The 11733-nt window shown below is 31.0% G+C and carries 13 protein-coding genes and 1 riboswitch; of the genes, 12 read left to right on the forward strand and 1 reads right to left on the reverse strand.

Features of this window, described 5'->3' with window-relative positions; translation table 11 throughout:
• Window positions 1–19 precede the first annotated feature (19 nt).
• The 12 genes from I2E98_RS06965 (at window position 20) to I2E98_RS07020 (ending at window position 11431) form a co-directional block, all read left to right on the forward strand.
• A complete protein-coding gene (locus tag I2E98_RS06965) occupies window positions 20–346 on the forward strand; it encodes an ATPase (RefSeq protein WP_195468231.1) in 327 nt (108 codons plus the stop codon).
• Window positions 333–2282: a V-type ATP synthase subunit I gene (locus I2E98_RS06970; RefSeq protein WP_195468232.1), complete on the forward strand. Its 1950-nt coding sequence runs from the start codon at window positions 333–335 to the stop codon at window positions 2280–2282. Before I2E98_RS06965 ends, I2E98_RS06970 begins: the two co-directional genes overlap by 14 nt.
• Window positions 2283–2294: 12 nt before the next feature.
• Window positions 2295–2777: a V-type ATP synthase subunit K gene (locus I2E98_RS06975; protein WP_195468233.1), complete on the forward strand. Its 483-nt coding sequence runs from the start codon at window positions 2295–2297 to the stop codon at window positions 2775–2777.
• A gap of 52 nt (window positions 2778–2829) precedes the next feature.
• Window positions 2830–3414, forward strand: coding sequence for a V-type ATP synthase subunit E family protein (locus tag I2E98_RS06980; RefSeq protein WP_195468234.1), 585 nt, complete (start codon window positions 2830–2832; stop codon window positions 3412–3414).
• Between the two features lie 11 nt (window positions 3415–3425).
• The gene (locus tag I2E98_RS06985) at window positions 3426–4427 is read left to right on the forward strand and encodes a V-type ATP synthase subunit C (protein WP_195468235.1); all 1002 of its coding nucleotides are present in this window, start codon (window positions 3426–3428) and stop codon (window positions 4425–4427) included.
• The gene (locus tag I2E98_RS06990; RefSeq protein ID WP_195468236.1) at window positions 4420–4731 is read left to right on the forward strand and encodes a V-type ATP synthase subunit F; all 312 of its coding nucleotides are present in this window, start codon (window positions 4420–4422) and stop codon (window positions 4729–4731) included. The genes I2E98_RS06985 and I2E98_RS06990 overlap by 8 nt, the downstream gene beginning before the upstream one ends.
• Before the next feature lie 17 nt (window positions 4732–4748).
• Window positions 4749–6518, forward strand: coding sequence for a V-type ATP synthase subunit A (locus I2E98_RS06995; RefSeq protein WP_195468237.1), 1770 nt, complete (start codon window positions 4749–4751; stop codon window positions 6516–6518).
• Entirely contained in the window at window positions 6518–7900 is a 1383-nt protein-coding gene (locus I2E98_RS07000) for a V-type ATP synthase subunit B (protein ID WP_195468238.1), read from the forward strand. Before I2E98_RS06995 ends, I2E98_RS07000 begins: the two co-directional genes overlap by 1 nt.
• Before the next feature lie 3 nt (window positions 7901–7903).
• Window positions 7904–8548 carry a V-type ATP synthase subunit D gene (locus tag I2E98_RS07005; RefSeq protein WP_195468239.1) on the forward strand — a complete coding sequence of 215 codons (645 nt, stop codon included), beginning with the start codon at window positions 7904–7906 and terminating at the stop codon, window positions 8546–8548.
• Between the two features lie 162 nt (window positions 8549–8710).
• Entirely contained in the window at window positions 8711–9664 is a 954-nt protein-coding gene (locus I2E98_RS07010) for an MraY family glycosyltransferase (RefSeq protein ID WP_195468240.1), read from the forward strand.
• 55 nt (window positions 9665–9719) lie between these two features.
• Window positions 9720–9895, forward strand: a riboswitch (SAM riboswitch).
• Between the two features lie 177 nt (window positions 9896–10072).
• Window positions 10073–10960 carry a methylenetetrahydrofolate reductase [NAD(P)H] gene (metF, locus tag I2E98_RS07015; RefSeq protein WP_195468241.1) on the forward strand — a complete coding sequence of 296 codons (888 nt, stop codon included), beginning with the start codon at window positions 10073–10075 and terminating at the stop codon, window positions 10958–10960.
• A 15-nt stretch (window positions 10961–10975) separates the two neighbouring features.
• Window positions 10976–11431 (forward strand): S-ribosylhomocysteine lyase, encoded by a 456-nt coding sequence (locus I2E98_RS07020; protein WP_195468242.1) that lies wholly within the window; start codon window positions 10976–10978, stop codon window positions 11429–11431.
• Window positions 11432–11550: 119 nt separating this feature from the next.
• On the opposite strand, the gene I2E98_RS07025 is transcribed toward I2E98_RS07020, so the two are convergent.
• Window positions 11551–11706, reverse strand: coding sequence for a hypothetical protein (locus tag I2E98_RS07025; RefSeq protein ID WP_195468243.1), 156 nt, complete (start codon window positions 11704–11706; stop codon window positions 11551–11553).
• Window positions 11707–11733: the final 27 nt, after the last annotated feature.

Below are 11733 nucleotides of genomic sequence, written 5' to 3' on the forward strand. Positions count from 1 at the left end.
TAGTAAAGGTGGTGAGACTTTGGCATTAGAGGCAATTAATGAGATAAAAGAAGCTGAAAAAAAAGCAGAATTAATAATTTCAGAAGCTAAGCAAAAAGCAAAAGAAATTGTTAGTGATGCAGCTAAAGAAGCAGAAGTCAAATATGACGAAATAATAAATGGTGCTAAAATAAAAGCTAATAATTTATTAAATGCGGCTTTAGAAGAAGGAAATAGCAGTGCACAACCTATTTTAAATATGGGTGAAAAAGACATAGAGGCTATACGTAATATGTCTCAAGAAGTAAAAGATAATGCTATTAATATAGTTGTTGAGAGGATAGTGAAGATTCATGGCAATAGTTAAGATGAACAAATTCACTTTGCTAACCTTTGAATCAAAGAAAGAAGAGCTTCTTCGTAGACTACAAGGATTTTCAAATGTAGAGTTTATAAACTTACAAGATGAAAATTTATTAGAAGCTAATGAAGTTTTACAGTCTCTTTCAAAAGATGAGGTAGATTCAAATATAGCAAAGTATGAAGAAGATTTATCAAAGGCTAAAACTACTCTAGACTTTTTAACTAGCTATATGCCTAAAAAGTCAGGATTAAAAGCATTAGAGGATGACAAGGAATACTTAACTATTGATGAGTTAGAAAAAGCAGTTAAAAATATTAACTGGCATGAAATCTATAGCAAAGTTAAGGAAAAGGAAGATGAGCTTCACAGCTTAGAAAGCAAGATTACTAAGCTAGAAGGCGAAATTGAAGTTTTAACTCCATGGCAAGCCTTAGATATTTCTTTTGAAGCTCTAAATGAGCTAAATGCAGTATCAACTTTTGTTGGAAGTATTTCAAAGCAATATGAAGCACAACTTAATGAAAGTTTAGATGCTGAGTATGTTGAGATTATTTCAAGAGGTAATAACGACATAAATATAGTAGTCGTGGCTTTAAAAGAAAGACATGATGAAGTATTAAATCTTTTAAGAGGATTTGGATTTAGTTCATTTAAATCAGAGTTTGATGAAATACCACAAGTAGTTATTACAAATCATGCTCATGAAATAGAAGAATTAAAATCTAAAATATTCTTTGTAAAAGAAGAAGTAGCTTCTTTTGAAGAAGACTACAAAAAGATGAAGTTAGTTTATGATTATCTTACAAATGCTGTTTTAAGATATAAAGCATCAAATAACTTCTTAAGAACTACTAATACTGTTACTATTCAAGGATGGTGTGGAGTAGAGAAAAATGAACAACTTCAAAAAATATGTAAAGAAGTTTTAAAAGATGATTATTACATATCATTTGAAGATGTAAAAGAAGATGAGATAGATGAAGTTCCAGTTAAACTTAAAAATGGACTACTTAACAAAACATTTGAATCTGTAACAGAAATGTATAGTTTACCAAAATATAATGAAGTAGATCCTACTCCATTATTAGTACCATTCTATTTAATATTCTTTGGTATGATGGTAGCAGATGTTGGATACGGATTAGTAATGTTAATTGCTGCATTCTGTGCAATGAAATTCTTAAAATTAAATAAGAAAAATCAAGACTTCGCTAGATTCTTCTTATTCTTAAGTATACCTACTATAGTTATAGGTTTAATTTATGGATCATTCTTTGGAGATGCAGTAAAAATACCAGGACTTATAAATCCAACGAAAGATGTTAATACACTTTTAGTTGCTTCAATAGTATTTGGTGTTATACAAATATTCTTTGGATTATTTGTAAAAGCTTATAGTTTAATTAAAGCTGGAAAACCAAAAGATGCATTTTATGATGTTGGTTCATGGCTTATAACTTTAATATCAATTGGTGTATTAGCTGGTTGTATAATGCTTGGATGGCCATCAGTAATTAAATATATTGCAATTGCAGCAATGATATTTGGTATGTTAGTTATAGTATTAACTGGTGGTAGAGCTGAAAAGACAAAAGGTGCTCAAATAGGGCAAGGTTTATATGCTTTATATGGAATAACAGGTTATATTGGTGACTTAGTTTCATATACAAGACTTATGGCATTAGGATTATCAGGTGGAAGTATTGCGATGGCATTAAATCTTTTAATGAAATCATTAACTGGACCATTTATAGTACTTATACCATTTGTATTCGTAGCAGCTCATATATTTAACTTATTACTTGGGTTATTAGGAGCATACGTTCATACGGCAAGATTACAATACGTAGAATATTTCTCAAAATTCTATGAAGGTGGAGGAAGAGCATTTACTCCATTCAAAGCATCAGAAAAATATATGAATTTAAAAGAAAACTAGGAGGATTTTAAAATGAATACATGGATACAATTTTTTATGGAAAATAATGGTGGATTAATTTTTGCAGCACTAGGAGTTGCATTAGCAGTTGGATTAGCAGGTATAGGTTCAGCTAAAGGTGTTGGATTAGTTGGGGAAGCAGCTTCAGGATTAGTTACAGAAGAACCAGAAAAGTTCGGTAAAGCGTTAGTATTAGAATTATTACCAGGTACACAAGGTTTATATGGTTTCGTTGTTGGTTTCGTTGCATACACTAAGATGTCTTCAGGAATGTCTTTAGAACAAGGTTTATACTTAGTAGGTGCTTGTTTACCAGTAGCTTTAGCAGGTTTATTCTCAGCTATAGCTCAAGGTAGAGTTGCTGCTTCAGGTATTCAAATATTAGCAAAGAGACCAGAACACAATACTAAAGGTATCATCTTATCAGCGATGGTTGAAACTTATGCATTATTAGGATTCGTTATATCATTCATGCTAGTAAGTGTAGCAATGTAATTTTACATGGCAATATGAAATTAGCGTCAATATAAGATTGGAGATATAAATTATGTCAAATGTAAAGAATATAACTTCTAAAATCCTTAAGGATGCAGAAGCTGGAAAGGAAAATATCTTAGCAACTGCTACTGAAGAAAAGAACAAAATTATTTCTAAAAAAGTAAGCAGTGCAAATGAAATTGCACAAGAAATTTTAGATAAAGCTGAAGTTGAAGCTAAATCTAAAAAAGAAAGAGTAATTTCTAGCGCTAAACTAAAGGTTAGAAATAACAAATTAGCAGCTAAGCAAGAAATCATAGATGAAGTTTTTGAAAAGAGCATAGATAAATTAACAAAGTTATCTAAAGAAGAGTTCTTAAACTTTGTAAAAAATACAATTTCATCAATGAATTTAACTGGAAAGCAAACATTAATTTTAAATGAAACAGGATTAAAGTTTGTAGATGCAGCTTTCATTGAAGAATTAAATAAAAAGGTAAATGCAGAAATTACTTTAAGTGAAACTGCTGGTAACTTTAAAGGTGGTTTCATCTTAGAAAATAACGGCATAGAAATAAATAGCACTTATGAAGCTTTAGTAAGCTCATTAAGAGATGAGTTAGAGTTTGAAGTGGCAAAGGTGTTATTTAATTAAGGAGGGGTAGTATGGATGTAATGCAATTTACTCAAGCTCTTTCAAGAATTTGGGTATTGGAAACAAGACTCCTTGATAAGGCCAAAGTAGAAAGAATGTTAGAAGCTAATTCTGCTGATGAGGTTTTAAAAATACTTGGGGAAACTGAGTATGCAAATATAATGGGTAATGTAAAAAGAGCGGCTGATTACGAAGAAATTCTAAGCACTGAACTTAAGAGAGTTTACAAATTAGTTTATGAACTATGCCCAGTAAAAGAAATCGTAGATTTAATGAGCATTAAATATAAATACCATAATATTAAGGTTTTATTAAAGGGAAAATTCTTAAATAAAGATTTTTCAAATATGCTAATAGATTTAGGAAAAGAAGATTTAAGTGATTTAAAGAGAAAAATTGATACAGATAATTTCAGAGACTTAAAAGGAAATGTTGAAAAAGCAGTTCTAGAAGTTATAGCTGATTTTGAAGTAAACAAAGATCCTCAAAATATTGATATTATAGTAGATAGATATATGTTTAAAGAATTAGTAGAAATAAAGAAATCTTTAAATTATAAGTTTACAGATAAACTTGTAAATGCAATTATTGATTCTACAAATATTAGAACTTTATTAAGAATTAAAAAGCAAGGCAAAGGAAGAGAATTTGCTTCAGAAGTATTAGTTAATGGTGGATCTATAAGTAAAGATACATTGGTATCTATATTAAATGAAACACCAGAAAATATTATTTCAAAATTAAGCACAAGTGTATATTCTGATTTAATAAAAGACGGTGTTGAAGGATATATAGCTACAAATTCAGCAAATCTTTTAGAAAAGTTAAGTGATAATTATATTATGGATCTTATGAAAACTGGTAAGCTAGTAACATTTGGGCCAGAAAGAATTTTATCATACATTTATGCTAAGGAAACAGAAATTAAAATAATAAGAATTATTATGGTAGGAAAGCTTAATAATATTGCTGAGGAAGTAATCAGAGAAAGGCTGCGTGATATTTATGTATAAGAAAATCGGTGTAGTTGGTGATAAAGACTCAGTTTTAGCATTCAAAGCTATTGGAATAGATGTATTTCCAGTTGTAGAAGCTGATGAGGCTAGAATCGCTGTTGATAGAATGGCTATGAATGGATATGCAGTTATCTTCATAACAGAGCAAGTTGCAGTAACTATTGAAGAAACAATTGAACGTTACAATAAGCAAATGCTTCCTGCTATAATCTTAATTCCAAGTAATCAAGGAACTCTAAACATAGGTTCAAAGAGAATCAGCGATAGCGTAGAAAAAGCTGTTGGTGTAAATATTTTATAGGAAGGCAGGTTAGAAATTTGAAGACCGGAAGAATAATCAAGGTTGCAGGTCCTTTAGTTGTTGCTGAAGGAATGGACGAAGCAAATATTTATGATATGGTTAAGGTTGGAGAAAAAGGTCTTATCGGAGAAATCATTGAAATGAGAGGCGATAAGGCATCTATCCAAGTTTACGAAGAAACTACAGGAATAGGGCCAGGGGACCCAGTTGTTACAACTGGAGAACCATTAAGTATAGAACTTGGGCCAGGGCTTATAGAGTCAATGTTTGATGGAATACAAAGACCTCTAGATGCATTTGAAAAAGTAGCTCAATCACCATTCTTAACAAAAGGTGTTTCAGTTACTTCATTAAATAGAGAAAGAGTTTGGACTTTTAACCCTACAGTTGCAGTTGGAGATAAAGTTGAAGCTGGAGATGTAATAGGAACAGTTCAAGAAACTGCTGTTGTGTTACATAAAATAATGGTTCCTTATGGAATAGAAGGGACTGTTAAAGAAATAAAGAGCGGAGATTTCACAGTTGTTGATACAGTTTGTGTTGTTGAAACAGCTAAAGGCGATAGAGAAGTTCAATTAATGCAAAAATGGCCTGCAAGAAAAGGTAGACCATATGCACAAAAATTAAAGCCAGAAGCTCCAATGACTACAGGTCAAAGAGTTATCGATACATTCTTCCCAGTAGCTAAGGGGGGGGCTGCAGCCGTACCAGGTCCTTTCGGAGCAGGTAAGACAGTTGTTCAACACCAAATTGCAAAATGGGGAGATGCTGAAATAGTTGTTTACGTTGGATGCGGTGAGCGTGGTAACGAAATGACAGACGTTCTTAACGAGTTCCCAGAATTAAAAGACCCTAAAACTGGTGAATCTCTAATGAAGAGAACAGTTCTTATAGCTAATACTTCAAATATGCCAGTTGCTGCCAGAGAAGCTTGTATATACACAGGTATAACAATAGCTGAATACTTTAGAGATATGGGATACTCAGTATCAATTATGGCTGACTCTACTTCAAGATGGGCTGAGGCATTAAGAGAAATGTCAGGTAGACTTGAAGAAATGCCAGGGGATGAAGGTTATCCAGCATACCTAGGTTCAAGACTTTCTGATTACTATGAAAGAGCTGGTAAAGTTGTTTGTTTAGGTAAAGATGGAAGACAAGGAGCTGTTACTGCAATTGGTGCGGTATCACCTCCAGGGGGAGACCTTTCAGAGCCAGTTACACAATCAACATTAAGAATAGTTAAAGTTTTCTGGGGATTAGATGCTCAACTTGCATATAAGAGACACTTCCCAGCTATAAACTGGATTAACTCATATTCTTTATATTCTGACACAGTTGATGGTTACTTAAACAAAACTGTTGCTGAAGATTGGTCTGTTTTAAGACAAGAAGCTATGACTTTACTTCAAGAAGAATCAGGTTTACAAGAAATCGTAAGCTTAGTAGGTATAGATGCATTATCTGAAAAAGATAGATTAAAATTAGAAGTTGCTAAGTCTGTAAGAGAAGACTATTTACAACAAAATGGTTTCCACGAAATAGACACTTATACTTCATTAGATAAACAATACAAAATGTTAAAGCTTGTATTATTATTCAGAAAAGAAGCTGAAAGAGCTTTAGATGCAGGTGTTTACTTAGATAAAATCTTAGAATTAGAAGTAAGAGATAAGATTGCAAGAAGTAAATATATCCATGAAGATAACATATCTAGAATGGATGAAATTGCTGCTGAATTAAGAGCTAACATTGATACTTTAATCAACGAAGGAGGGGTTCTTTAATGCTTAAGGAGTATAGAACAATTACAGAAGTTGTTGGTCCTTTAATGGTTGTTGAAGGAGTTAGCGGTGTTAAGTATGACGAACTAGTTGAAGTTGAATTACAAACTGGTGAATTAAGAAGAGGTAAGGTTCTAGAAGTTAATGGAACTAAAGCAATGGTTCAATTATTCGAAGGATCATCAGGAATTAACCTAAAAGGAACTAAGGCTAAATTCTTAGGAAAGCCACTTCAATTAGGTGTATCAGAAGATATGCTAGGAAGAGTATTTGATGGAATGGGTCATCCAATTGATAACGGTCCAAAAATAATACCAGAAAAGCAATTAGATATAAATGGGGAAGCAATTAACCCAGTATCAAGAAATTACCCATCAGAATTTATACAAACAGGTATATCTGCAATTGATGGATTAAATACACTTGTTAGAGGACAAAAGTTACCAGTGTTCTCTGCATCAGGTCTTCCACATGCTCAATTAGCTGCACAAATAGCAAGACAAGCGACTGTTTTAAATTCAGATGCTAACTTTGCCGTTGTTTTTGCTGCTATAGGTATAACATTCGAAGAATCTCAATTCTTCGTTGATGAATTCAAGAAGACAGGTGCTATAGATAATGCTGTATTATTTATGAACTTAGCTTCTGACCCAGCTATCGAAAGAATAGCTACACCAAGAATGGCATTAACAGCTGCTGAATTCTTAGCATACGAAAAAGATATGCACGTTCTTGTTATCATGACAGATATAACTAACTATGCTGAAGCTTTAAGAGAAGTTTCTGCAGCTAGAAAAGAAGTTCCAGGTAGAAGAGGTTACCCAGGTTACTTATATACTGACCTTTCTACATTATATGAAAGAGCAGGTAGAATTAATGGAAGAGGTGGTTCAATTACACAAATTCCAATATTAACAATGCCTGAAGAAGATAAAACTCACCCAATTCCAGACTTAACTGGATATATTACAGAAGGACAAATTATCCTTTCAAGAGAGTTATATAAGAAAGGTATTATGCCACCAATTGACGTATTACCATCACTTTCAAGACTTAAAGATAAAGGTATAGGTAAAGGTAAGACTAGAGAAGACCATGCTGATACAATGAACCAATTATTCTCAGCTTATGCACAAGGTAAGCAAGCTAAAGAATTATCAGCAATCTTAGGAGAATCTGCTTTATCTGAAACAGATAAGAAGTTTGCTAAGTTTGCAGAAGCATTTGAAGAACAATATGTTTCTCAAGGTTTCGAAGCAAATAGATCAATCGAAGAAACTTTAAATATAGGTTGGAAATTACTTACGATTCTTCCTAAGACAGAACTTAAGAGAATCAGAGATGAATATCTTGAAAAGTATATGCCAAAGGGAGATGAAGAGTAGAATATGGCAAAATTAAATGTCAATCCTACTAGAATGGAGCTATCTAAGCTGAAGAAAAGATTAGTTACTGCAGCAAGAGGGCATAAGCTTCTTAAAAACAAACAAGATGAGTTAATGAGACAATTTATTAATCTTGTTAAATATAACAATGAATTAAGAAAATCAGTAGAAGCTGAACTTGAAGGTTCATTTAAAGATTTCGTTATGGCTAGTGCTGTAATGAGTTCTGAATTTTTAGAAGAAGCAGTTGCTTATCCAAAAGATAGTGTATCTGTTGAAGTAGGAACAAAAAACATAATGAGTGTTAATGTTCCGCAAATGAAATTCCACAGACAATTACAAGATAGTGAAGGAAGCATTTATCCATATGGTTTTGCCAATACATCTTCTGAATTAGATGATGCTATAGGAAAGCTAGAATCTATACTTCCTAAGCTTCTTGAATTAGCTGAAGTTGAAAAATCAACACAGTTAATGGCTGATGAAATTGAAAAGACAAGAAGAAGAGTTAATGCCCTTGAATATATGACAATTCCTCAATTAGAAGAAACAATTAAGTTTATTAGAATGAAACTTGATGAAAATGAAAGAGGAGCTTTAACTAGATTAATGAAGGTTAAAGATATCATTAACGCAAGAGCAGAGTAGATCTTTACATTATCACAATAGGGAGTTGCTTTATTGCAACTCCCTTAATTTTTTTCTTTAATGTATTTAATATTATATATTTGATAATGAAGTGAATTAATAGTATAATGCTAATAGAATACATAATATTGCATATTATGATAATTTTTAAGGAGAATCTTAATGAAATATTTACTAGCGACAATAATAGCTTTTTCAACAGTATTTATTTTGACACCAATACTTATGAAATTAGCTTTTAAATATAATTTTACTGATAAACCGACTAAGAGAAAAAAACATAAGGGTGAAACTCCACTTTGTGGTGGAATCGCTATGTTTATTGGATTCTTTATATCATATTTTATTGTTTTTCATAATTATAGCTTTGATGAAAAATATGGAATATTTATAGGGTCACTATTAATATTAATTATAGGGGTAGTAGATGATTACTATAAGAGTATAGGAAAAGAATTTGGCATTACTCCAAGATTGATAGTTCAACTTTTAGCTGCAGTAATTGTATTTAAATCTGGAATTTCATTTGAAGGGTTTAAAAACCCATTTACAGATGAGTACATAACATTATCACCTATAGTTCAATTTGTGCTTACTATAACATGGATTTTTGGTGTTACGACTGTAATAAATTGGTCTGATGGAATGGATGGTTTAGCTGGAGGGTTATCATTTATTTCAGCAATGACTTTTGCAGCAACTGCCATAATATTAGGGCAACCACCATCATTGTTATTTTCTCTTATAACAGCAGGAGTTGTATTAGCATTTTTATATTATAATAGGTATCCAGCAAAAGTATTTATGGGTGATTCGGGAGCTAATTTTTTAGGGTTTATTTTAAGTATAATTGCTTTAGATGGAGCATTTAAAGGAGCAACAATATTAAGCTTAATGATACCAATTTTAGCTTTAGCTGTTCCGATCTTTGATAACATATTTGTTATATTTAAGAGATTTTCGGAAGGAAAACCTATATATCAAGCTGATAGAAGTCAAATTCATTATAGACTTCAAGAAAAAGGCTTAAATACTAATCAAATAGTAAGATTTATAAGTATAATTAGTTTAACTTGTAGTGTTATTTCTATATTGTTATTACTAATAAAATTTTAATTTAGAAAAAAATAACTATTTACAAATTCGGAAAAATTTTGTATAATTTAATAAAATCTTATCAAGAGTGGTGGAGGGACTGGCCCGTTGAAACCCAGCAACCTGTTGCAAGTGACAAGTAATAAGTGACAAGTGGCAAGTTAATATTAATAACTTGTCATTTGTCACTTGAAGCCTGTCACTGTTCGAACGTGGTGCTAATTCCAACAGCTTTAAGCTGATAGATAAGGGTATTTTATAGGCAGAGTATTTTTAAACCTAAGGGAAATATCCTTTAGGTTTTTTTTATTTTATAAAAAGAATAAGTAATAAAAACAAGAATAAGAATTTATTAAGGAGTTTTAGTTATGAATATAAAGTTATTGTAATAAACTAAAAACTACTAACTAATTTTAAGGGGGCATTTTTATGAAAATTAATGAATTATTTAATAGTAAGGAGCTAGTATTTTCTTTTGAGATATTTCCACCAAAGGTTACATCACCAATTAGTACTATTTATAAGACTTTAGAGGAGTTAAAGGATTTAAAACCAGATTTTATTAGTGTAACTTATGGGGCTGGTGGAAGTTTAACTAACAATAGAACAACTGAACTCTCCTCAGTTGTAAAAGAAAAATATGGAGTAGAATCAGTGGCACATTTAACATGTATATCATCTACTGAGGAAGAAATAGATATTATCTTAGATGATTTAAAAATGAAAGGTGTAGAAAACATATTAGCTTTAAGAGGAGATATTCCAGTTGGGCAAGATCCTAAAGGAGAATTTAAATATGCATATGAGCTTATATCTCATATAAAAAATAGAGGAGATTTTAATATCTTGGGAGCATGTTATCCAGAGGGACATGTTAAGGGGAGAGATTTTAATGAGGATATGCTGCATTTAAAATTAAAAGAAGAAATGGGGGCAACTCAATTTATTTCTCAATTATTTTTGGATAATAATTATTTTTATAATATGTTAGAGCAAAAAGAGAAATTAGGAATTAAATCACCAATTCAAGCTGGAATTATGCCAGTAGTAAATAAGAATCAAATAGAGAGAATAGCATCTTTATGTGGAGCTCATATTCCAGAAAAGTTTATTAAAATGATGAATAAATATGAACATGATAAAGATGCTTTAAGAGAAGCTGGTATTGCATATGCGGTTGAGCAAATAATAGATTTAGTTTCTACTGGTGTAGATGGAATTCATTTATATACAATGAATAATTCATATGTAGCAAGAAGAATACATGAAAATATAAATACAATTATAAATTCAATTAATAATAAAAAAGTTGTGTAATATAGGAGGGTAACAATGAATAAAGTAGAAAGTTTTGAATTAGATCACAGAAAGGTTAAAGCTCCATATATAAGGAAGTGTTGTTTATTAAATGGTCCACAAGGAGATTTTGTAACAAAGTTTGATATTAGATTTCTACAACCTAATAAAGAAGCTTTTGGAACTGCTGCAATGCATGGGTTAGAGCACTTATTAGCATATAAACTTAGAGATAATTTAGAAGGAATAATAGATTTTTCGCCAATGGGATGTAGAACTGGCTTTTACTTAAGTATTTTTGGTGATAGAGAAGCTAGTGATATAAAAATTGCAGTAGAAAATGCATTAAATGAAATTTTAGAAGCTACAGAAATACCAGCGGCTAATGATATACAATGTGGAAATTATAGAGATTTATCACTATTTGGTGCTAAAGAATATGCTAAAGAAGCATTAGAAAAAGGTTTTTCTTTAAATATTTATGGTGAATAGTTGAAGTATTATTTATAATATAAAATTTAATAAAGGGGTAATAAGCAAGGTTAAATATTTTTTTATTATATAACCTTGCTTTATTTTTTCAAATAATTTTAATTAATACTACTTTTATTTCACTTATAATTTTTATTTTTCAGATTTTTATCTACTTTTTCTAAATAATTATGTTCTTTTACTATGCTGTTTTCGAAAGACTCAACAGCATTTTTAGTAAAGTTACCAACTCTAGCTAAATCTGAAGGAGTATTTACATGCAAATTATTACTCATAGCAGTCACCATCCTTTTAGTGAAATT

The sequence above is a fragment of the Clostridium sp. D43t1_170807_H7 genome (genome assembly GCF_015555905.1).
GTDB lineage: Bacteria > Bacillota > Clostridia > Clostridiales > Clostridiaceae > Clostridium.